This is a genomic window from Nocardioides sp. T5, assembly GCF_048161455.1.
Taxonomy (GTDB): domain Bacteria; phylum Actinomycetota; class Actinomycetes; order Propionibacteriales; family Nocardioidaceae; genus Nocardioides.
In genome coordinates this window covers 77,945-99,582 of record NZ_CP182415.1, presented here as the reverse complement: position 1 = coordinate 99,582, position 21,638 = coordinate 77,945, and the positions used below count along the sequence as shown (strand labels likewise).

Sequence of the window (21,638 nt, the reverse complement as noted above, 5' to 3'; positions counted from 1 at the left end):
GGCGGCAGGTCCAGCCACTTTCCACTGGACTACCAGCAGCCGCAGCCACTTCTCACTGGACTACCCCCGGCGGGGAGGCGACCCTCCCCGAGCCCGCCTCAGCGGGTGCTGCGCGCGATGAACCGGTCGATGTCGACGCCGGCCCGGCGGGCGGCGCGACGGGCCTCGGGGGTGGTCAGGTCGGGCGCGACGAAGCGCTTCGGCTCGATCGTGCGGTCGGCGTCGGCGTACTGCCGCTGCAGGACGGCCTGCTGCTCACCGCTCGAGGAGGAGGCGGCGACCACGTCGGCGGTGACCGCCACGGTCGCACCGGTGAGCAGCGGGCTCACGGTGGGCGTGTAGCCGCCGGCGTGGCCGGTGACCTTGGGGTGGTAGCTCTCGGTGATCGGGTTGGAGAGCCCGTTGATCCACTCGTCGTCGTCGCAGACGGCGTGGCCGACGAAGCGGCTGGTGGGGTCGGCGAACGAGAAGCCGGCGGCGGAGGCCGCCGTCGCCAGCCGTGAGTTCAGCAGGTCGGCGGTCTGGTTGAGCCGCGACTCCTCGGCGGGCGAGAACCACGTGAAGGCGTTGCAGTCCTCGCCGTTGAAGATGCGCGGGTAGCCGACGACGACGACCTTGGCGTACGGCGAGCGGCTGCGGATGCCGGAGTAGAGGGTCGCGAGCCGGGCCGGCAGGGTGCCGTTGATGAACGACTGGGCACCGTTGATCGCCCGGTCGCAGCTGCTCATCCAGCCCGGCAGCGCGCACTCGGTGAGCACGTCGGCGAAGCCGGCGTCGTTGCCCCCGACCGAGATCGACACGTAGGTGGTGGCCGAGGTCAGCGCGGAGAGCTGGGTGGTGGTGACGTCGGCGACCGTGGCACCCGAGCAGGCGCGGAAGTTCAGCGCGTAGCCGCGGGCGGCGGCGATCAGGCTCGGGTACGCCGAGGTGGAGCGCTGGCAGCTGGTGCCGTCGGCGAGGTAGGAGCGGGTGCCGGTGCCCGAGGAGTAGGAGTCACCCAGGGCGACGTAGGCGGGGGCGGCGGCCTGGGCCGGCTGGAGCAGCAGCGGGGTGAGCAGGCCGGCGAGAGCCGCGCCGAGCACGGCGAGGCGGGACGTTCGATTCATCTGGTCGATCCTGTCGCGAAGGGGCCACCCGAGTGTGGCCTCGATCACAGTAGGGACAGAGCGGTGTGCTCCACCAGAGGCGATTCGTCGGTCTTCCCGACCTCAGCCGTCCACCCGGCGCAGTCGCGCGCCCGCCGGCGGGAGCGAGGCGGCGTCGCGGAACGACTCCCCGACCAGCACCGGGACGACGTCGCTGACGTCGTGCCGGGCGGCGATCTCCACGTCGGCGACGAAGCCGGCCTCGGCCAGCTCGCGTCCGCCCGCGCAGTGGAGCAGGTCGTGGGGCAGCACGGCGGCGTGCCAGGCCGCGATCGCCAGCCGCGCCTCCGGGCTGGCCCCGGCCTCGGCCTCGCCCTCCGCGTCGAGTGCGGCGAGGACCGCACCGGCACCCCACAGGTCCTCGGCCGCCGGCCGGAGCGTGTCGTCGTACCACCTCTCACCCGCGGGTACGACGACCACGCTGGCGCCGTCGGCCACCTTCGGCGCCAGCCACCGGGCCACCGCCCCGGCGTTGCGCAGGCAGGCGCCGACGACCCGGGCACCGGAGTCGGCGAGCGCGAAGGCGATGGTCGAGCCGTTGGGCGAGGGCAGGACGAGCCGTTGGACGCCCTCCACCTCGGCGAGGCTGGCGGGCGAGAGCGAGACGTGGCGCGCGTCGCCGCGCGAGAGCGCCTCGAACCGACCGACGGCCAGCGTCGCGCCGTGGCGCAGAGCGTGCTCGGCGGCGCGGGAGTCCTTCCAGCGGAACGGGAAGACCTCGATGTCGCGCTCGAGCGCGACGGTGAGGGTCGTGGTGAAGGACAGCACGTCGACCACGACGGCGTAGTCGGCCGGCACCGCCTCCGCGCCCGTCGGGCCCCACTCCATGCGGAGCCGATAGGTCGACTGGTCGTGTCCCGGCAGCGTCACGCGAGCCATTCAACAACCCCCGCGAGGCACCCGCGCAAACCCCGTCGCCTCAGTCCGGGGTGTTGGGGACGACCAGCACGGGCACGGTCGAGTGGCGTACGACCTGGGTCGCGGTCGAGCCGAAGCGGAGGCCCTTGAACCCGCCGGCGCCGCGGGTGCCGACCACGAGCATCTCGGCGTGGGCGGCCGCCGCGATGAGGCACTCGGTGGCCTGGCCCCGCAGGGCGTAGAGCTGGAGGTCGAGGTCGCCGGCCAGCCCGGCCGCCTCGCAGTCGGCCTTCAGGTCGGCGACGACCGCCTGCTCGAACTCCGCGAACGGGGGGACGTAGCCGCCGACCATGGAGTCGGGCCGGGGCGCGGTCGCGAGGTTCCAGACCCGGACGACGTGGAGCGTCACCCCGAGCCGCCTGGCGAGGTCGCCCGCACGACGTACGACGGCACCCGACGCGCGCGAGCCGTCGTGGCCGACGACGATCCCGCCGGTGATGTCGGCTTCCTTCCTGACCATGCTTCATCCTATGAAGCACGCAGGTCCCGCGGGATGGGTCGAAGGGCCCTAGTTCGCGCCGGTCACCAGATGCGCACCCGACTCTCGGGCTCGAGCCACAGGCCGTCGCCCGGCTGCGTCTCGAAGACCTCGTGGAACTCGTCGAGGTTGCGCACGATGTTGGCGCGGAACTCGGCGGGGCTGTGCGGGTCGATCGTGAGGTACTGCAGCTCCTGCTCCTTGCGGCGCTTGGTGCGCCACACGTGGCTCCAGTTGAGGAACAGCGTGCGCCGGTCCTCGACGGAGGCCTCGCCGCCCTGGCTGATGACGTACGCCTTGTGGGCGATGGTCAGGCCGCCGAGGTCGCCGATGTTCTCGCCGACGGTGAGGCTGCCGTTGACGTGCTCGCCCGGCAGGTTGCGCGGCTCGAAGGCGTCGTACTGGCTGATGAGCGCCTGCGACTTGGCCTCGAAGGCCGACTTGTCGTCGGTGGTCCACCAGTCGTGCAGGTTGCCGTCGCCGTCGTACTGGGCGCCCTGGTCGTCGAAGCCGTGGCCGATCTCGTGGCCGATGACCGCGCCGATGCCGCCGTAGTTCTCGGCGTCGTCGGCGTCGGGGCTGAAGAACGGCGGCTGCAGGATGGCGGCCGGGAAGCAGATCTCGTTGGTGCCCGGGTGGTAGTAGGCGTTGACGGTCTGGGGCAGCATCAGCCACTCGTCGCGGTCGACGGGCTGGCCGACCTTCTCGAGCTGGCGGTCGGTCTCGAAGGCCGACGCGGACGCGACGTTGCCCAGCAGGTCGTCGGCGGAGACGTTGAGCGAGGAGTAGTCGCGGAACTCCGTCGGGTAGCCGATCTTGGGGTAGAAGCGGTCGAGCTTGTCGTAGGCCTTCTGCTTGGTGTCCTCCCCCATCCAGTCGAGCGCCTCGATGGAGCGCCGGTAGGCCGTGACGAGGTTGGCGACCAGCTCGTCCATCATCTGCTTCGACGTGGGCGGGAAGTGGCGCTCGACGTAGACCTTGCCGACGGCCTCGCCGATCGCACCCTCGACGAAGTCGACGCCGCGCTTCCACCGGGCCCGCAGCTCCGGCGTGCCGTTGAGGGTGCGGCCGTAGAAGTCGAAGTTGGCCTCGACGAACGGGTCGGGCAGGTAGGGGGCCGAGCTGCGGATGATGCGCACGTACAGGATGTCGCGCCAGGTCTCGATCGGCGTCTCCTCCAGCACGGTGGAGAGGTGGGAGAAGAAGTCGGGCTGCATCACGATCGAGCGCCGCAGCGTCTCCTCGGTGCCGCCGAGGCCGGTGACGTAGGTGATCCAGTCGAAGGCCGGGCAGAGCTCGCGCAGCTCCTCGAGGCTCTTGTGGTTGGTCGTCTTCTGGACGTCGCGGGTCTCGGCGGCCTCCCAGTGGCCCTCGGCCAGGCGGGTCTCGTACGCCAGCACGCGCGCCGCCGCGCCGGCCGGGTCGTCGTGCTCGCTGAGGGTGAGGAGCGTCGTCAGGTAGGCGAGGTACTTCTCCCTGATCTCGGCGAACTTGTCCTCGCGGTAGTAGGACTCGTCGGGCAGGCCGAGGCCGCCCTGCGCGAGGTAGACGATGTTCTTCGAGGCGTCGCCGCGGTCGGGGGTGATGTAGGAGCCGAAGAGGCCGGGCCCGCCGATGCGCTCGTAGGCGCCGAGGAAGGCGGCGAGCTCGGTCAGGTCGGTGACGGCGTGGGCCCGGTCGAGCAGGCCCTGGACCGGGCTGAGGCCCTTGGCGGCGATGGTCTCGGTGTCCATGAAGGAGGCGTAGAGGTCGCCGATCTTGCGCTCGTCCTCGTCGAGGCCGTCCGCCGGCCGGTCGGCGAGCTCGGTGATGATGTCGCGCACCTGCTGCTCGGCAGCGTCGGCGAGCGCGATGAACGCACCCCAGCTCGACTTGTCGGACGGGATCTCCGTCTCGTCGAGCCACCGGCCGTTGACGTGGCCGAAGAGGTCGTCCTGCGGGCGGATGTCGGGGTTCATGCCGTCGCGAGCGGCGTCGAGGATCGTCACGCGCTCGACCCTAACGCCGCGGGCCCAGCGGGAGCATCAGCGCACGCGCACGACCGACTTGCCGAGGGTGCGCCGCTCGTCCATGTCGACGAGTGCCTGCCCGAAACCGGCCAGGTCGTACGTCACGCCGACCGGCGGCTTCACGACGCCCGACTCGATCATCGGGACGAGGCGGTGCCACTGCTGCTGCATGTAGCCGGGTCGGGTCATGGCGTACGCCCCCCAGCCGACGCCGCGGACGTCGGTGTTGCCCAGCAGGAGCCGGTTGACCTTGACCTCGGGGATGCCCTGGCCGGCTGCGAAGCCGACGACGAGCACGCGACCCTGCTCCGCGAGGCAGCGCAGCGAGTCGGTGAACGCGTCGCCGCCGACCACGTCGAGGACGACGTCCACGCCCCGGCCGCCGGTGAGGTCCTTGACCGCGGCCTTGAAGTCGGGGCCGACCACGGCCTCGTCGGCCCCCGCCGCCCGTGCGAACGCCGCCTTCTCCTCGGTGCTCACCACGGCGATCGTCCGGGCGCCGAGTCCCTTGGCGACCTGCAGCGTGGCGGTGCCGACCCCGCCGGCCGCGCCGTGGACGAGGACCGTCTCGCCCTCGCGCAGGCCCCCGCGCTCCTCGAGCGCGAACAGAGCGGTGAGGTAGTTCATGGGGAGCGCCGCCCCCTCGTCGTACGACATCGCGTCGGGGAGCGCGAAGGTGAAGATCGCCGGGTTGGCGACCTGCTCGGCCGCCCCGCCGCTGAGGTTGACGCCGGCGACCCGCTGGCCGACGGCGAACCCGCTCGACTCCGGCGAGCCCGGGTCGAGGACCACGCCGGCGAAGTCGACGCCGAGGGTGAACGGCGGCTCCGGCTTGAACTGGTACTCCCCCCGGCTCAGCAGCAGGTCCGGGAAGGCGACGCCGACGCTGTGCACCTCGACCAGGACGTCGTCGTGGCCCGGGGTAGGCGGGTCGACCTCGCGCACCTCGATGTCGGCGGGACCGGTGAGCGTGACGACCTGGACTGCGCGCATGTGGCGACCCTAGCGACGGCGGCTCAGCCGACCCGCTTCACCTCGGCGAGCTCGAAGTGCATCGGGTCGGTCCAGCGCCAGTCGCCGCCCCAGGCGAAGCCCCACGTCTTGAAGATCGCCACCACGTCGCGGTCGATCTCGCCGACGGTGCCGCGCTGGTTGCCTGCGGTGTTGAGGTCGAGGGCCAGGCCGAAGGAGTGGTTGGACAGCGTCGTCGTGTCGGCGATGAAGCGCGGGTAGTAGCACCCGGCGTACTGACCGGGGTCGATCGCGTCGGACAGGCCACGCTGCTGCACCTCGAGCAGGGCGGCGCGCAGCTGCGGGAACAGGTCCTTGTGGCACGTGACGGTGCCGAGGATCGGCACCTGCTCGGTGCGGATGTGGTCCGACACCCAGGCCGGGTCGGGGGCGATCCGGCCGCCGCCGACCACCCGGTAGCGGAAGGTGCCGACGACGCTGCCCAGCGTGCCGCCGGTGGGGACAGCGGTGAGCTTGGCGTCGGGGTCGAGACCGAGCCGCGAGGCGACGTCGAGCATCTGCACCGAGGCGTCCTTGCCGACGAGCCGCTCCAGCGGCTTGCGGATGGTGGCGGGGGTGATGTCGTCGGTCGAGATCAGCAGGCCGTTGTCGGTGGCCATCTCGATGTCCTCGGCCCACGCGGTGTTGACCACCATGTCGATGGTCGGGACCTGCGGGGTGTACGCCCCGACGTGGAGGTCCGGCGCGTCGTCCTCGACGCCGAGCCGGATCATCCCCTCGTCGTCGACCAGCCGTCGCGCGACCGCGCGGTCGATGGCCAGCTCGCCGCCGGCGACGCGGTCCCACGCCTCCTGGAAGTCGGCGACCTGCGCCTGGGTGAAGTTGCGGTAGCGGGCGGGGTCCACGGAGGCGACGGTGAGCACCCGGTTCTCCAGGCTCACCTGGCCCAGCCCGATGCGCTCGGTGTGGGCCACGCCCTCCAGCTGCTCGACCTGCTTCAGCAGCTCGTCGTCGATGGTCTTGTCCCACTGCACGAGGATGTCGGCGCTCCACAGCCGTCCGCTGCGCTCGCCGGGTGGGTCGACGGCGTGGGCGGGGTCGGCCACGGGGACCGTCGAGGCCTGCCCGGTCGGCTCCGTCGGCTCGCTCGGCTCGGCGGTCGTGGCCGGTGAGGGGTCCGGCTCCTCCGGCGCGGCCGGCTCGCTGCACGCGGCGAGCGCGGTCAGGAGGACGGCTGTCGCCGCCGCGCCCGCCCGTCGTCGTACGCCCACGCCCCCGACCCTAGGCACTCGGTGTCTGGACACCGCTCGGGATCGTGATCCACGAGACCAGCCCGCCCAGGGCGAGCAGCGCGGCGCACGCGAGCATCGCGGTGCCGTAGGCCGCATCGAACAGCGCCGGGTCGCGGTAGTCGTCACCGGCGAGGCCGACCGCCGCGGGCAACGCGGCGACCGCGAGCAGGGAACCGGCACGTGCGACCGCGTTGTTGATGCCGCTGGCGATGCCGGCACTGTCGTCCGGGGCGGCATTGAGCACGGTCGACGTCAGCGGCGCCACCATGAGGGCCAGGCCCAGGCCGAAGACCGTGAGCCCGGGCAGCACGTCGCGCCACCAGGTCACGTCTTCACCCACCACGAGCAGCCACACGGCGCCGGCCGCCATCACCAGCGGCCCGACCGTCATCGGGATCCGCGGTCCGATCCGCTGGCCGAGGGCGCCGCCCCGGGAGGCGAGCAGCAGCATGCAGGCCGTGATCGGCAAGGTGGCGAGGCCGGCCTGGAGGGCCGAGTAGCCGCCGACCGTCTGCAGCTGGAGCACCAGGAAGAACAGGATCGCCCCGAGGGCGGCGTAGACCAGCAGCGTCATGCCGTTGGCCGCGCTGAACGTGCGGTCGGCGAACAGCTCCAGCCGGACCATCGGGTCGTGCAGCCGGCGTTCGACGACGATGAAGCCGACCGCGGCGACGACCCCGATGGCGACGGCGTACGGCGTCGCGGTGCCACCGGCGTCGGTGAGGGCCCAGGTGATGCCGGCGAGGGCGAGCGCGGCAAGGGTCGCCCCGGCGACGTCGAAGCGCCCACTGGCCTGCTCATCGCGGCTCTCCGGCACCCAGCGCTGCGCCAACCACACCGTCAGGGCGGCGAGGGGCAGGTTGATGAAGAAGATCCAGCGCCACGAGGCGTAGTCGATCAGGAGCCCGCCGACCAGGGGTCCGACGGCTGCGGCGATGCCGCCCAGCCCCGACCAGGCGCCGATCGCGCGACCGCGGTCCGTGGCCCGGAACGACGCCTGGATCATCGCCAGGCTGCCCGGCGTGAGGAGCGCGCCGCCCATCCCCTGCAGCACGCGCGCCGCGATCAGCACCTCGGCGGTCGGCGCGAGCCCGCACAGCAGCGAGGCGAGCGCGAACCACACGGTGCCGATGACGAAGACCCGACGTCGGCCGAGGCGGTCCCCGAGCGACCCGCCGATCAGGATGAGCGAGGCGAGGGAGAGGAAGTAGCCGTTGGTGATCCACTGCAGCTGCGCCAGCGACGCGTCGAGGTCGGCGCCCATCGACCGCAGTGCCACGTTGACCACCGTGCCGTCGAGCAGCGTCAGCCCGGAGCCGAGGGTCGCGGCGGCCACGATCCCCCGCGCGGTCGGCGTACCCCAGACGACTCCGCTCACGCGGCAAGGCTAGGGCGTGCAGTCGTCCACTGGTCCAGTGCACCTTGACCCCGGGTGGCGATCTCCGTTGGATGCCGAATGTGACACACGTCACATCCCCCCACCGGCGCCCACCCGGCGTCACCCACCCCGAGGAGAAGACCCCCATGTCCTCACGAGGAAGCAGGCGCCGCACCGCGTGCCTGGTGTCGCTGGCGCTGGTCGCCAGTGGTGCCACCTGGCTCGCCACCACGACGACCGCCGAGGCAGCACCCCCGTCGTGCTTGAAGCGCACGAACAACACCTACGAGAAGCTGCTCGAGTGCGTCACCCTCGAGGGCGTGCGCGCCCACCAGGCCGCCTTCCAGGGCATCGCCGACGCCAACGACGACGAGTTCTACCCGGGGAGCCGGGTCGCCGGCACCGAGGGCTACGCCGCCAGCGTCGACTACGTGGTCGGCAAGCTGGAGGCCGCGGGCTACGACGTCACGCTCGACCCCTTCGAGTTCCAGTTCGTCTTCCCTGCCCTCCTGCGCCAACTGTCGCCCGTGTCGGCCGACTACGAGACCGGCACCTTCACCGGTTCCGGCAACGGTGACGTCACCGGCACGGTGATCCCGGTCGACCTCGCCCTCACGCCGCCGCGCGCGAGCTCCAGCGGCTGCACGGCCTCGGACTTCACCGGGCTGGACTTCAGCGGCCCCACCGACATCGCGCTGATCCAGCGCGGCACCTGCACGTTCGGCGAGAAGGCCTTCTTCGCCCAGCAGGCCGGCGCCGAGGCGGTCGTGATCTTCAACCAGGGCAACGACCCCACGCGCGAGGGGCTGATCGTCGGCACCCTCAACCCGCCCCCGGGACCGATCTCGGTGCCGGTCGTCGGTGCCTCGTTCGCCGACGGCGTTGCGCTCTCGGCCCCAGGCTCCACCGCCCGCGTGCGCGTCCTGCCCAGCGAGACCCGCACCGACTACAACGTCCTGGCGGAGAAGCGCGGCGTCGTCAACCCGGACAACGTGGTGATGAGCGGAGCACACCTCGACAGCGTGGCGGCCGGTCCGGGCATCAACGACAACGGCTCCGGCTCGGCCGCGCTGCTCGAGACCGCGCTGCAGATGGCGAAGGTCAAGCCGGTCAACACCGTCCGCTACGCGTGGTGGGGGGCGGAGGAGTCCGGCCTGCTCGGCTCGACGGCGTACGTCACGGGCCTCTCCCAGGCCGAGCGCGACCGCATCGCGCTCTACCTCAACTACGACATGGTGGGCTCGCCCAACTACGTCTTCATGACCTACGACGCCAACGAGTCGACCTTCCCGGCTCCCGCGGGCGTTCCGATCCCGACCGGGTCCGAGGCGATCGAGGAGCTCTTCGAGGGGGTCTACACCTCCTTGGGCCAGCCCTATGACGACGCCCAGTTCTCCGGGCGCAGCGACTACCAGGCCTTCATCCAGGCCGGCATCCCCTCGGGCGGTCTGTTCACCGGCGCCGAGGTCGTCAAGACCCCCGCCCAGCAAGCCATCTGGGGCGGCACCGCAGGGGCCCAGTTCGATCCGTGCTACCACCTCGCGTGCGACACGTTCGCCAACAACAGCGACACGGCGCTGGACGTCAACAGCGACCTCATCGCGTACGCCGCGCTGACCTACGCCTACTCCACGGAGTCGGTCAACGGCGTGGCGGGCAAGCCGGTGCCCGAGTCCGTGCCGCTGCCGGAGCCGACCGGACCGGAGGGCACGTTCTGCACGACGGCCGGGTGCCCGTCCGGCGGTCTCCACGACGACCACGAGCACGAGAGCGAGTGACGCCACGATGACGGGAGGGTGGTCGCCGCGGCCGCGGCGGCCACCCTTCGTCGTTCAGCCGCGCAGGGCCTGACCGGCGAGCCAGGCGATGTCGGCGGCAGTCTTCTCGGGCGAGCCCGAGGGCTGCATCACGTGGCTGAGCACCACGCGCACGACCATGTCGATGGCCGGGTCGAGGTGGGCGACGTCGATGCCCGGGGCGTACGGCGCCACGCGTGCGCTGATGACGTCCTTGGCGGCACCGAGCAGCGAGCCGGCGTTGGTCGTCAGCAGCGGCAGCAGCTCGGTGTCGGCGCCGTGGGTCGCGCTGACGACGGCATGCAGCAGCTTGTTGGCGCGGGCATAGGTCAGCACGTCGGTGACGGCGCGCTCGATGGCCCGGGTGAGGTCGTCGGGCTCGGCGTCGAAGGCCTGCTCGACGACCTGCAGGAAGCGGGCGAGCTCCTCGAGGATCATCGTCTCGGCGAGCGCCGGCTTGGAGCCGACCTCGTTGTAGACCGTCTGGCGGCTCACCCCGGCCGCGTCGGCGAGGCGCGCCATCGTGACCGCGGCCCAGCCCGACGAGGTCGTCATCTCCACGGCCGCCGCGACGATGCGCTCGCGGGTCGTGGTCGTGGCCATGACGGGATTCTGGCAGGCCTCAGCCGTGCTCGGCGTGCCGGCCGGCGGGCACCTTGGTGACGAAGGTGAGGGCGACGGAGGCCAGCGCGATGACGCCGATGGTCGTGTAGGCGAGCGTGTAGGCCTTTTCGTCACCGATGAGCGCGGAGGCGAGCACCGGGCCGATGACGCCGCCGAGGCTCCATCCGATGAGCATGAGGCCGTAGATCGCGCCGGCGTTGCGGACGCCGAAGAAGTCGCCCGCGGTGGCGGGCATCGTGCCGAACGTGCCGCCGTAGCAGAGGTAGATGACCGCGGCGAGCGCGGAGAACAGCAGCACGCTGCCGGCGTGCGGGAGCAGGATCAGGCAGATGCCCTGCAGGGCCAGGATCGCGGCGAAGGTCCTCATCCGCCCGATGCGGTCGGAGATGCCGGCCCACACGATGCGGCCGGCACCGTTGAAGATCGCCAGCACGCCCACCAGCGTCGCGGCACCGGTGACGCTGACGCCGGCGATGTCCGTGGCGCTGAGCTTGGCCTGCGAGATCAGCGCGATGCCGGCGCTCACGCTGAGGGTGAGGATGGCGGTGAGGAAGTACCACTGCGGGGTGCGCAGCGCCTCGGCCTGGGTGTAGTCGGTGTCGCCGGTGTCGGCAGCGCCGTCGCTCTCCTCGACGCCGGGTACGACGTAGTCCGCGGGCGGGTTGCGGAAGATCGAGGCGCCCACCAGCGACATCAGCAGGTAGGCCAGGCCGAGCGGCACGAAGGCGCCCGTGGGGTCCTCCGGATCGCGGTCGATGAGCAGCTGCGCCACCGGCGAGGTGAGCACCGCGCCGAACCCGAAGCCGCCGACGGCGAGGCCGGTGATGAGCCCGGTCTTGTCGGGGAACCACTTCTGCAGCATCGCGATGGGAACGATGTAGGCGACGCCGAGGCCGAAGCCGCTGATCACGCCGTAGCCGAGGATGAGCAGCCAGTAGTCCTCGGCGCCGTTGGTCAGCCCGGCCAGCAGGATGCCGACCGAGTAGATGACGCCACCGGCGAGCGCCACGACGCGCGGGCCCCTGGCGTCCTGCACACGGCCACCGACGTAGCTGCCGACGAAGATCATGCCGATCGTCACGGTGAAGGGCAGCGAGGCGCGCACCTTGCCGAGCTGCCACGACTCGGCCTCCTCCAGGGCGCCGCCGAAGACCGACCAGGCGTAGACGGCACCGATCGAGAACTGCAGGAGCAGCGCGCCGGCGACCAGCAGCCAGCGGAAGCCGCCCGGGGTGGAGCCGTCCCGCGCGGCGTCGTCACGAGCGCGTGTGGATGTCCGTTCCATGCCTGTCTCCTTCGTACGGTCCGGCCGTCCGACGGCCCGAGGTGACCTGTGGCTCACCCCTGGTGGCGTACCTGCTCGCCGCGCTCGACGCGCTCGCGCTGCGGCACCACGGTGTACTTCGGGTCCCTCGCCGAGGCCATCCCGGCCTCGTAGACACCCATGCGGGTGCAGAACGACCCGGCCATCAGGGCCGTGCCCGAGACGACCGAGAGCACCCGGCTGCGTCCGCCGAGGAGGGCGCCGGCGGCGCCGGTCGCGGTGAGCACCTTGCTGGCCCGCATCCACCTGCCGGCGGTGCCGGTGTGGAGGGTCTCGGCCGCGAGGCCCATCGACGTCTCCATGCGGTGGGCCATCACCAGCTCGACGGCGGCGCCGCCGACGGCGAAGGTGCGGGCCGGTCCGGCCTCGGCGATCGGGGCGGTGACCATCGCCCAGCCGCCGGAGGCCGCGGCGGCGGAGCCGCAGAAGACGAAGGGGAGCTCCTCGTGGGCCGCGTGCCACGCCGGGGTGGCGGTGTCGGCGAGCAGCACGGCGGTGTACGCCGCCACGGGCGGGGCGGTCACGGCCCCCACCAACCCGGCCGGGCGTCCCAGCCGCAGCAGCAGGCGCACCGGCCCGCGCTGCCAGCGGGTGGGCAACATGCCGACCAGCTCAGCGGCCGAGGCCAGGCCCGCGAACGGCCCGTGCAACGACAGGATCCACGTGCCGACCGACATCGGCGAGGTCAGCTTGACCACGCGCAGCATGTTGAGGAAGCGGCTCGGCTTGCCGAGGTCGTGGACCAGGGCCACGATGCTGAGGAGCAGCCCGACCAAGGAGCCGATCCGTCCTGCGCGTCGCAGCCCGGGCCGGTCGGTCAGGTCCGCACCGCCGGCGAGGAGCGAGGAGCCGGCTGCGACGCCACCGGTGAAGAGGTAGTAGGCGATGTCGTGCTCCCACGGCGCGGCCTTGACGATCGGGCGGCCGTAGTAGGACGTGAAGTCGGCGTCGGGCACCATCACCCGGTCGCCGCCGCGTGACCTGCCCCGCGAGCGGCCGGGGCTGCCGCCGTGGCGGACCTGCGTGCCGGACCCGTCTCCGTGGGTGGAGGCGTCCGGGGCGGGGCTCACGGCCGCCTCCGCACGAACGAGAGCGCTGCGCCGATGAGCAGCGCCGTGCCGGCCATCCCGGCCCGGGTGAACATCCGCGGGAGGTCCTTGGTGGTCACGACCGGGTCGGGCGGCAGGCCGTAGACCTCGGGCTCGTCGAGCAGCAGGAACATCGCGCCGGTGCCGCCCACGCCGTCATCGGGGTCGTTGCCGTAGAGCCGGGCGTCCATCACGCCTCGCTCGTGGAGCAGCTCCACCCGGGCGGTGGCGCGCTCGCGCAGCTCGTCGACGTCGCCGTACTGGATGGACTCCGTCGGGCACGCCGCGGCGCAGGCCGGGCGCTGGCCGTCGGTCAGGCGGTCGTAGCAGAGGGTGCACTTCTGGGCGATGCCCACCTTGGGGTCGCCCTCGGGGCCGCGGCGGCGGTCGATGACGCCGTAGGGGCAGGCGGCGACGCAGTAGCCGCAGCCGTTGCAGATGTCGTCCTGCACCACGACCGTGCCGAACTCGCTGCGGAAGAGCGAGCCGGTGGGGCACACGTCGAGGCAGGCGGCATGGGTGCAGTGCTTGCACACGTCGGACGACATCAGCCACTGGAAGTCGGGCTTCTCGTCCTGGGGCACGTCGCTCACCGGCGCGCCGACGGCGGGCATGCCGAGGTCGACCGAAGGCGCGGAGGGCTTGGCGGCGGGCTTCTCGATGAAGGCGACGTGGCGCCACTGGTTGGCGTTGAGCGAGTGGCTGTTGTCGTAGGACGTGCCGAGCATCTCGAAGGCGTTCTCCGGGACGTCGTTCCACTCCTTGCACGCCACCTCGCAGGCCTTGCAGCCGATGCAGACGCTGGTGTCGGTGAAGAAGCCCTTGCGCTTCGGGGCGTCGGTGTAGCCGGCGTCGGGTGCCGGGTCGAGCGGTCCGAAGAGGCTGTTGGGGCCCATCACTGACCTTCCTGGTCGTCGTCGCTGGTCTCGGCGGCCGCGAGGGAGCGGGCCTGGGCGTCCGCCGACGCGGTGACGATCCGGGCGGGCAGCTGGTCACCGATCCCGGCCCGCCGGCCGTAGTCGGCCACCAGCTCCCGCAGTGCGGGGCCCGTCGGCCGCCGCCCGGGACGTACGTCGCAGGTGCCGACCTTGCTCTCCTGGATCAGCACGTTGGGGTCGAGGGTGATGCCGAACAGGTCGTTGGCCGAGTCGCCGGTGACGAGGCCGCCACCGCCCCAGTGGTAGGGCATCCAGACCTGGTGGACCGTCCGGCCCTCGACCCGCAGCGGCCGCAGCCGCTCGGTGACCAGCACCCGGCCCTCGACCGCCGACCGGGCGGTCACGACGTGGCACCAGCCCATGTGCTCGAGGCCCCGCTCGCGCGCCAGCGTCGGGGACACCTCGACGAACATCTCCGGCTGCAGCTCGGCGAGGTGCTCGAGGTAGCGGCTCATGCCGCCGGCGGTGTGGTGCTCGGTCAGCCGGCTCGTGGTGAAGACGAACGGGAACACGTCGCTGTGCTCCTCCGGCGGCGCCGGGTTCATCGGGTTGTCGTCGCGGCGGTAGTCCATGCGCGTCGGGTTGGCCTGCTGGCCGTAGAGCGGGTTGCGGAACGGCGACTCGACCGGCTCGTAGTGCGTGGGCATCGGGCCGTCGATGAGGCCCTGCGGCACGTAGAGCGCGCCCTTCCCGTCGCCCTGCATGATGAACGGGTCGATCCCCTCGATGGCCTCGATGCCGTCCGAGCCCTCGGGCGCCCGGTAGGACGGCGGCTTGGTCTTCTCGAAGTCGGGTACGTCGTCGCCGACCCACTGCTGCTGCTCCTCGTCCCACCAGACGTAGGCCTTGCGCTCGCTCCACGGCTTGCCGTCGGGGTCGGCGGACGCGCGGTTGTAGAGGATGCGGCGGTTCATCGGCCAGGCCCAGCCCCACTCGGGTGCCACGAACGACTGGTCGTGGCGGGACTTGCGACGGTTGGCCTGGTTGACGCCGTCGGCGAACACCCCGGTGTAGATCCAGCAACCGCCGGCGGTGGAGCCGTCGGCCTTCATCTCCACGAAGCTCGACAGCGGCCGCCCGGTCGCGACGTCGTAGCCGTTGATCTCCTTCAGCACCGCCTCGGCGCTGGGCTCGCCCCACGCCTGCGCGCCCTCGGAGCCGAGGGCGCCCTCGTCGTGGACGGGGTAGTCCCACGCCAGGTCGAGCAGCGGTCGGTCGCGGTCGTCGGTCGAGTCGGCCAGACGCTCACGGACCATCCGGCCGAGGTGGTAGAAGAACCACAGCTCCGAGCGGCAGTCGCCCGGCGGGTCGACCGCCTTCTCGCGCCACTGCAGCATCCGCTGGGTCTGGGTGAAGGTGCCCTCCTTCTCGGCGTAGGAGGCGGCCGGGAAGAGGAAGACCTCCGTGGCGCACTCCTCCGGCACGATCTCGCCCGTCGCGACCTCGGGCGCGTCCTTCCAGAACGACGCGCTCTCGATCTCGAAGAGGTCGCGCACCACGAGCCAGTCGAGGTTGGCCATGCCGAGCCGCTGTGCCCGGCCGTGGGCCGAGCCGACGGCGGGGTTCTGGCCGAGGAGGAAGTAGCCGGAGACCTTGCCGTCGATCATGTCGAGCACCGTGCGGTAGGTGCCGTGGTCGCCGGTGATCTTGGGCAGGTAGTCGAAGCAGAAGTCGTTGTCCGGCGTCGCCGCCTCGCCCCAGTAGGCCTTGAGGAGGCTGACGGTGTAGGCGTCGGCCTTGGACCAGAAGCCCTTGCTGCCCGGGTTGCGGATGCTGTCGACGTAGTCGCCGAGCGTCGCGTGCTGGTCGGGGTTGGGCATGGGCAGGTAGCCCGGGAGGATGTTGAAGAGGGTGGGGATGTCGGTCGACCCCTGGATGCTGGCGTGGCCGCGCAGCGCCATGATGCCGCCGCCGGGACGGCCCATGTTGCCGAGCAGCAGCTGGAGGATCGCGCCGGTGCGGATGTACTGCACGCCGACGCTGTGCTGCGTCCAGCCGACGCTGTAGACCAGCGCCGTCGTGCGCTCGCGTCCGGAGTTCTCCGTCCACGCCCGGCAGACCTCGAGGAAGTCGGCCTGGCTGACGCCGCAGGTCTGCTCGACCACCTCGGGGGTGTAGCGCGCGAAGTGGCGCCGGAGCACCTGGTAGACGCACCGGGGGTGCTGGAGCGTCTCGTCGCGCCGCGGCTTCCCCTCGACCTGCATGCCGTGGGCCTCGTGCTGCATGCCGGCTGCGGAGTCGCGCTGCTCCTGGGTCTCCTCGGAGTCGTCGGCCTGGGCCGCGCTCTGCTGGCCCGGTTCGTCCTCGACGTCGTACTGCCAGCTGGTGGGGTCGTAGGTGCGCTTGTCGGGGTCGAAGCCGCTGAAGAGCCCGTCGAGGTCGTCGGTGTCCTCGAAGCGGTCGCTGACGATCGTCGCGGCGTTGGTGTAGTTGACGACGTAGTCGCGGAAGTCGAGGCCGTTCTCGAGGACGTAGCTGATGATCCCGCCGAGGAAGGCGATGTCGCTGCCGACGCGGATCGGGACGTGCTTGTCCGCCACCGCGCTGGTGCGGGTGAAGCGCGGGTCGACGTGGATCACCTTGGCGCCGCGGTTCTGCGCCTCGACGACCCACTGGAAGCCCACGGGGTGCGCCTCGGCCATGTTGGAGCCCTGGATGATGATGCAGTCCGCGTTGGCCAGGTCAGCCGTGAAGCCGGTGGCGCCGCCGCGCCCGAAGCTGGTCCCCAGACCGGGGACGGTGGCGGAGTGTCAAATACGCGCCTGGTTCTCGATCTGGATGGCGCCCATCGCGGTGAAGAGCTTCTTGATGAGGTAGTTCTCCTCGTTGTCGAGCGTCGCGCCGCCGAGGCTCGCGATGCCCATCGTTCGCCGCACGCGACGGTCCTTCTCGTCGAGCTCCTGCCACGCGTCGCGGCGCGACTTCACGACCCGGTCGGCCACCATCTCCATCGCGGTGGTGAGGTCGAGGTCCTCCCACTCGGTGCCGTGGGGGCGGCGGTACTTGATCGTGGTCTCGCGCAGCGAGCTCGTCACGAGGTTCTTGCTGGCCGAGCCCTTGGGGCACAGCCGGCCGCGGTTGACCGGGCTGTCGGGGTCGCCCTCGATCTGCACGATCTTCTCGTCCTTGACGAAGATCTTCTGCCCGCACCCGACGGCGCAGTAGGGGCACACGCTCCGTGCGACCCGGTCGGCGGTGCTGGTCCGTGGCTCGACCTCGTCGGTGCGGCGCGAGCGCACGGCCTTGCCGCGTCCGAGGAGGTCACCGCTCGTCAGCTGCCGGAGCACGGGCCAGGGGAGGAGCGACCTCGACTCCGCCATGGACCTCACCCTCCGAGCACGTGTGGAGCCACGACCCTACGGATCGGCGTACGACGTCGTCCACCACCCGAGGGGTGGGCGCGTCAGCGGACGACGAGTGCGTGCTCCCCCGCCGCGACCACCTCGCCGACGACGGGGTGCCCGGGCAGCTCGCCGACCACCAGGAGGCCGCCCGAGGTCTGGGCGTCGGCGAGCAGGACCAGCTCGTCCTCGTCGAGGTCGGACGCCAGGTGGGGCCGTACCCAGTCGAGGTTGCGCCGGCTGCCGCCGGGCACGAAGCCGTCGGCGAGCGACTGCCGCGCTCCGTCGACGTACGGCACCGCCGCCGCGTCGACGACCGCGGTCGTGCCGCTCGCGCGCATCATCTTCATGAGGTGGCCGAGCAGGCCGAAGCCGGTGACGTCGGTGGCCGCACGGACGCCGGCGTCGACGGCCGCGCGGCTGGCGTCGCGGTTGAGCGCGGTCATCACCGCGACCGCCTCCTCGAACCACTCGCCCGTCGCCTTGTGGCGGTTGTTGAGCACGCCGAGGCCGAGCGGCTTGGTCAGCGTCAGCGGCATCCCGGGCCGCGCCGCGTCGTTGCGCAGCAGCGCGGCGGGGTCGGCCATGCCGGTGACCGCGAGGCCGTACTTCGGCTCCGGGTCGTCGATGCTGTGCCCGCCGGCGAGGAAGGCGCCAGCCTCGGTGCACGCGTCGTCGCCGCCGCGCAGCACCTCCGCCGCCACGTCGAAGGGGATCCGGTCGCGCGGCCAGCCGAGCAGGTTGACCGCGACCACCGGCGTGCCGCCCATCGCCCACACGTCCGACATCGCGTTGGTCGCGGCGATGCGCCCGAACGTGTAGGCGTCGTCGACCACCGGGGTGAAGAAGTCGGCGGTGGCGATGACGGCCCGGCCGGTGCCGTCGGGCGCGTCGTCGATGCGTACGGCGGCCGCGTCGTCGCCGTGGTCGAGACCGACCAGCAGGTCGCCCGACTCCCTGCCCCGGCCGAGGCCGCTGAGCACGCGCTCCAGCTCGCCGGGCGGCACCTTGCACGCGCACCCGCCGCCGGCGGCGTACTGGGTCAGCCGGAGGGGTGACGTCATGGGTCCAACCTAGGGCGCGGGTGGATAGTGTGCGGGCGGAGGCGGTTCTCGTCTGGTGACGGACGCGGTCCTCAAAACCGTTGCGACCCAGCAGCTGGGTCGGGCGGGTTCGATTCCCGTCCGCCTCCGCCAGACGTGGGAGCAGGAGGGCGCGTGACGGATCCGAGACGGGCCGTCCCGCGCACCGACCAGGTCCTGGCCGACGAGCGGCTGCGGTCCGCGGCGACGCGGCTGGGCCCGACCCTGGTCAAGCAGGCCGTCGTCCGGGCGCAGGAGCGGTGCCGGGCCGGTGAGGTCGCTCCGGACGAGGTGGCCGACGTCGCCGTGGCCGCCCTGCCGGTGTCGGCCACGACGCTGCGGCGGGTGGTCAACGCGACCGGCGTGGTGGTCCACACCAACCTCGGCCGCGCGCCCCTGTCGGGTGCCGCTGTCGAGGCCGTACGCACGGCGGCCGGTGCCACCGACGTCGAGCTCGACCTCGCGACCGGGCAGCGCGGACGACGCGGCCGGGGTGCGCTGGAGGCGCTCGCCTCGGCCGTTCCCGACGCGGGCGGGGTCCACGTGGTCAACAACGGCGCGGCCGCGCTCGCCCTGGTCACGCGGGTGCTGGCGCGCGGCGACGACGGGCGCGACACCGTTGTCATCGCCCGGGGCGAGCTCGTCGAGATCGGTGACGGCTTCCGCATCCCCGAGCTGATGGAGTCGGTCGGCGCCCGGCTGCGCGAGGTCGGCACCACCAACCGGGTGCACCTCGCCGACTACGCCTCCGCGCTGGACGACTCGACCGCCTTCGTCCTCAAGGTGCATCCCTCCAACTTCGCCGTCACCGGCTTCACCTCCTCGGTGCCCGCCCGCGACCTCGCCGGGCTCGAGCACGCGGGCCGGCGGGTCCCGCTCGTGGTCGACATCGGCTCCGGGCTGCTCGAGGCCCACCCGCGGCTGCCCCACGAGCCCGACGCCGCGTCCGCCCTGCGCGCCGGCGCCGACCTCGTCACGGCCTCCGGCGACAAGCTGCTCGGCGGCCCGCAGGCGGGTCTGCTGCTCGGTGGGGCCGAGCTGGTCGAGCGGCTGCGGCGCGACCCGTTCGCGCGTGCCCTGCGCGTCGACAAGCCACTCTCGCCGCCCTCGAGGCGACGCTCGTCGGACCCGTGCCCCCGGTGCATGCCGCGCTCGGGCGGTCCGTCGACGACCTCCGGGCGCGGGCGCGGGCGATGGTCGCGGCGTGGCCGGCCGGGCTGGTGGCGTCGCTGGGTGCCGAGGTCGTGGACTCCGCGGGCGCGGTCGGCGGCGGCGGGGCGCCGGGGGTCGAGGTGCCCAGTGCGGCGATCGCGCTGCCCGAGCACCTCGCCGCGCCGCTGCGCGCGGGTGAGCCGCCCGTGCTGGGCCGCACCGTGCGCGGGCGGCTGCTGCTCGACCTCCTGGCCGTCGACCCGGCCGAGAGGACGCCGCGCTCGCCGAGGTCGTACGCCGTGCCGCGGGGGCGGGCAGCGCCTGATGCACGTCGTCGCGACCGCGGGCCACGTCGACCACGGCAAGTCCACCCTGGTGCGCGCGCTCACCGGCACCGATCCCGACCGGCTCGCGGAGGAGCGGCGACGCGGGCTGACGATCGAGCCGGGCTACGCGTGGACCTCGTGGCCGGACGGGGGCGACGTGGGCGACGTGGCGTTCGTCGACGTGCCCGGCCACGAGCGGTTCCTCACCACGATGCTCGCCGGCATCGGGCCCGTCCCGGCGGCCCTGCTGGTCGTCGCCGCCGACGACCCGTGGATGCCGCAGGCGGCCGAGCACCTCGCCGCCCTCGACGCGCTCGGCGTGGGCCACGGGGTCGTCGCGGTCACCCGCAGCGACCTCGCCGACCCGGCACCCGCGATGGCCCGGGCGGCGGCCGAGGTGTCGCGCACCAGCCTGGCCGGTGCACCCGTCGTCGCGGTCAGCGCGCGCACGGGCGCCGGGCTCGACGACCTCCGGGCGGCCCTCACCACGATGCTCGCCGCGCTCCCGGCACCTGCCGCGGACGTCGACGTACGCCTCTGGGTGGACCGGCGCTTCACCGTGCGGGGAGCGGGCACCGTGGTCACCGCCACCCTGCCCGCCGGAACGGTGCGGGTCGGCGACACCCTCGCCGACGGCGAGCGGCTGGTGCGGGTCCGCGGGCTGCAGGCCCTGGACGCGACGCCGATGCCGTGGCCGGCACCGCCAGGGTAGCGCTCAACCTCACCGGCGACGTCGACGGCATCACCCGCGGGACGGCGCTGACCACCCCTGCGGCGTGGCACCACACCGAGGTGGTCGACGTACGCCTGCGGCCGGGTCCCGGCGCCGGCCCTTCCCTCCATCCGCCGCTGGCGCCACGCCTGCACGTCGGTGCCGCCGACGTCGCCGTGCGCCACCGTCCGCTGGGCGACCCGGGCAGCGGCGTCTCCCGGCTGACGTTGGAGCGCGCCCTGCCGCTGCGGGTGGGTGACCGGATGCTGCTCCGTGACCCGGGCGACCGCCGGCTGTGGCGGGTCGACGTCCTCGACCCCGACCCCCGCGGCTGCGTCGGCGCGGTGCCGCGGGCCGGCGGGCGGCCCAGGCTCGCGCGCGCCGACGGCACCCCCGCCTCGCCGACGAGCCTCGCCCGACGCGGTCTCGCCCACCGCGACCGGTTGCGTCGCATCGGCGTGCCCGTCGCGCCCGGCGACCACCTCGAGGCAGGCCCCTGGCTGGTCAGCCGCGGTCTCGCCGTCGCCCTCGCCGACCGGCTGCCGCCCCTCGTCGAGGAGCACGCGCGCTCCCACCCGCTCGACCCCGACGTGCCGTTGACCGTGCTGGCCGACCGGCTCCGCCTGCCCGACCCGGACCTCGTCGAGCCGCTGGTGCGGCCGCCCCTGGTGGTCGTGGGTGGTCGGGTGCGGGCGCCCGGGTCGGGGCTCCCGTCGGAGGTGTCCGCCGCCGTCGACGTCGTACGCCGCGAGCTGGAGGCCGCGCCCTTCGCCGCCCCCACCGCCGACCGGCTGCGCGAGCTCGGTCTCGACGAGCGCGCCCTGGGCGCCGCCGAGCGCGCCGGGCTGCTGTGGCGCATCGCCCCGGGTCTCGTCCTGCTGCCCGGCGCCGACCGCGACGCCGCCGCCCGCCTCGCCCGTCTCGAGCAGCCCTTCACCACCAGCGCCGCCCGCCAGGACCTCGCTACCTCGCGCCGCGTCGTGCTCCCGCTGCTCGACCGGCTCGACCGGGCCGGGCTCACCCGCCGTCTCCCCGACGACCGGCGCGAGGTCGTGCGCTGAGG

The 21,638-nt window shown here is 72.8% G+C and carries 16 protein-coding genes and 1 tRNA gene; 4 read left to right on the top strand and 13 right to left on the bottom strand.

The genetic code is table 11. The features are described from left to right. Window positions 1-98: 98 nt before the first annotated feature. From ACNKF0_RS00445 to ACNKF0_RS00415, 7 genes are all read right to left on the bottom strand, one after another. On the bottom strand, window positions 99-1,106 hold the full coding sequence (locus ACNKF0_RS00445; RefSeq protein ID WP_416955019.1) for an SGNH/GDSL hydrolase family protein: 1,008 nt from the start codon (window positions 1,104-1,106) through the stop codon (window positions 99-101). A gap of 102 nt (window positions 1,107-1,208) precedes the next feature. Then, entirely contained in the window at window positions 1,209-2,015 is an 807-nt protein-coding gene (locus ACNKF0_RS00440) for a 2-phosphosulfolactate phosphatase (RefSeq protein WP_416955018.1), read from the bottom strand. Between the two features lie 49 nt (window positions 2,016-2,064). Next, window positions 2,065-2,523: a universal stress protein gene (locus tag ACNKF0_RS00435; protein ID WP_416955017.1), complete on the bottom strand. Its 459-nt coding sequence runs from the start codon at window positions 2,521-2,523 to the stop codon at window positions 2,065-2,067. 62 nt (window positions 2,524-2,585) lie between these two features. Then, complete coding sequence (locus ACNKF0_RS00430) at window positions 2,586-4,529, bottom strand: M13 family metallopeptidase (RefSeq protein WP_416955016.1); 1,944 nt, start codon at window positions 4,527-4,529, stop codon at window positions 2,586-2,588. 36 nt (window positions 4,530-4,565) lie between these two features. After that, a complete protein-coding gene (locus tag ACNKF0_RS00425) occupies window positions 4,566-5,543 on the bottom strand; it encodes an NADPH:quinone oxidoreductase family protein (protein ID WP_416955015.1) in 978 nt (325 codons plus the stop codon). Window positions 5,544-5,566: 23 nt separating this feature from the next. Then, on the bottom strand, window positions 5,567-6,793 hold the full coding sequence (locus tag ACNKF0_RS00420) for a M15 family metallopeptidase (protein WP_416955014.1): 1,227 nt from the start codon (window positions 6,791-6,793) through the stop codon (window positions 5,567-5,569). Between the two features lie 10 nt (window positions 6,794-6,803). After that, window positions 6,804-8,192: an MFS transporter gene (locus ACNKF0_RS00415; protein ID WP_299930445.1), complete on the bottom strand. Its 1,389-nt coding sequence runs from the start codon at window positions 8,190-8,192 to the stop codon at window positions 6,804-6,806. A 146-nt stretch (window positions 8,193-8,338) separates the two neighbouring features. On the opposite strand from ACNKF0_RS00415, the gene ACNKF0_RS00410 reads away from it, so the two are divergent. Then, on the top strand, window positions 8,339-9,970 hold the full coding sequence (locus ACNKF0_RS00410) for a M28 family metallopeptidase (RefSeq protein WP_416955013.1): 1,632 nt from the start codon (window positions 8,339-8,341) through the stop codon (window positions 9,968-9,970). Window positions 9,971-10,024: 54 nt separating this feature from the next. On the opposite strand, the gene ACNKF0_RS00405 is transcribed toward ACNKF0_RS00410, so the two are convergent. From ACNKF0_RS00405 to selD, 6 genes are all read right to left on the bottom strand, one after another. Next, window positions 10,025-10,591, bottom strand: a complete 567-nt coding sequence (locus tag ACNKF0_RS00405; protein ID WP_416955012.1) for a TetR family transcriptional regulator — start codon at window positions 10,589-10,591, stop codon at window positions 10,025-10,027. A gap of 19 nt (window positions 10,592-10,610) precedes the next feature. Beyond that, window positions 10,611-11,897, bottom strand: a complete 1,287-nt coding sequence (locus ACNKF0_RS00400) for an OFA family MFS transporter (protein ID WP_416955011.1) — start codon at window positions 11,895-11,897, stop codon at window positions 10,611-10,613. 53 nt (window positions 11,898-11,950) lie between these two features. Next, complete coding sequence (nrfD, locus tag ACNKF0_RS00395; RefSeq protein WP_299930436.1) at window positions 11,951-13,006, bottom strand: NrfD/PsrC family molybdoenzyme membrane anchor subunit; 1,056 nt, start codon at window positions 13,004-13,006, stop codon at window positions 11,951-11,953. Continuing rightward, window positions 13,003-13,920 carry a 4Fe-4S dicluster domain-containing protein gene (locus ACNKF0_RS00390; protein ID WP_416955010.1) on the bottom strand — a complete coding sequence of 306 codons (918 nt, stop codon included), beginning with the start codon at window positions 13,918-13,920 and terminating at the stop codon, window positions 13,003-13,005. Before ACNKF0_RS00390 ends, nrfD begins: the two co-directional genes overlap by 4 nt. Beyond that, window positions 13,920-17,282, bottom strand: coding sequence for a formate dehydrogenase (gene fdh / locus ACNKF0_RS00385; protein WP_299930430.1), 3,363 nt, complete (start codon window positions 17,280-17,282; stop codon window positions 13,920-13,922). The genes ACNKF0_RS00390 and fdh overlap by 1 nt, the downstream gene beginning before the upstream one ends. A gap of 83 nt (window positions 17,283-17,365) precedes the next feature. Continuing rightward, complete coding sequence (selD, locus tag ACNKF0_RS00380; protein ID WP_299930427.1) at window positions 17,366-18,367, bottom strand: selenide, water dikinase SelD; 1,002 nt, start codon at window positions 18,365-18,367, stop codon at window positions 17,366-17,368. Between the two features lie 37 nt (window positions 18,368-18,404). On the opposite strand from selD, the gene ACNKF0_RS00375 reads away from it, so the two are divergent. The 3 genes from ACNKF0_RS00375 (at window position 18,405) to ACNKF0_RS00365 (ending at window position 21,636) form a co-directional block, all read left to right on the top strand. Continuing rightward, window positions 18,405-18,499 (top strand) — tRNA-Sec (locus ACNKF0_RS00375). A 21-nt stretch (window positions 18,500-18,520) separates the two neighbouring features. Then, the gene (gene selA, locus ACNKF0_RS00370; RefSeq protein WP_416955009.1) at window positions 18,521-20,575 is read left to right on the top strand and encodes an L-seryl-tRNA(Sec) selenium transferase; all 2,055 of its coding nucleotides are present in this window, start codon (window positions 18,521-18,523) and stop codon (window positions 20,573-20,575) included. After that, a complete protein-coding gene (locus ACNKF0_RS00365) occupies window positions 20,554-21,636 on the top strand; it encodes a SelB C-terminal domain-containing protein (RefSeq protein WP_416955008.1) in 1,083 nt (360 codons plus the stop codon). The genes selA and ACNKF0_RS00365 overlap by 22 nt, the downstream gene beginning before the upstream one ends. Window positions 21,637-21,638: the final 2 nt, after the last annotated feature.

Excerpts from the sequence above, each read along its gene's own strand:
- ACNKF0_RS00445 (WP_416955019.1), bottom strand. The coding sequence starts at position 1,106 with ATGAATCGAACGTCCCGCCTCGCCGTGCTCGGCGCGGCTCTCGCCGGC.
- ACNKF0_RS00435 (WP_416955017.1), bottom strand. The coding sequence starts at position 2,523 with ATGGTCAGGAAGGAAGCCGACATCACCGGCGGGATCGTCGTCGGCCAC.
- ACNKF0_RS00425 (WP_416955015.1), bottom strand. The coding sequence starts at position 5,543 with ATGCGCGCAGTCCAGGTCGTCACGCTCACCGGTCCCGCCGACATCGAG.
- ACNKF0_RS00410 (WP_416955013.1), top strand. The coding sequence starts at position 8,339 with ATGTCCTCACGAGGAAGCAGGCGCCGCACCGCGTGCCTGGTGTCGCTG.
- ACNKF0_RS00405 (WP_416955012.1), bottom strand. The coding sequence starts at position 10,591 with ATGGCCACGACCACGACCCGCGAGCGCATCGTCGCGGCGGCCGTGGAG.
- ACNKF0_RS00400 (WP_416955011.1), bottom strand. The coding sequence starts at position 11,897 with ATGGAACGGACATCCACACGCGCTCGTGACGACGCCGCGCGGGACGGC.
- ACNKF0_RS00390 (WP_416955010.1), bottom strand. The coding sequence starts at position 13,920 with ATGGGCCCCAACAGCCTCTTCGGACCGCTCGACCCGGCACCCGACGCC.
- selD (WP_299930427.1), bottom strand. The coding sequence starts at position 18,367 with ATGACGTCACCCCTCCGGCTGACCCAGTACGCCGCCGGCGGCGGGTGC.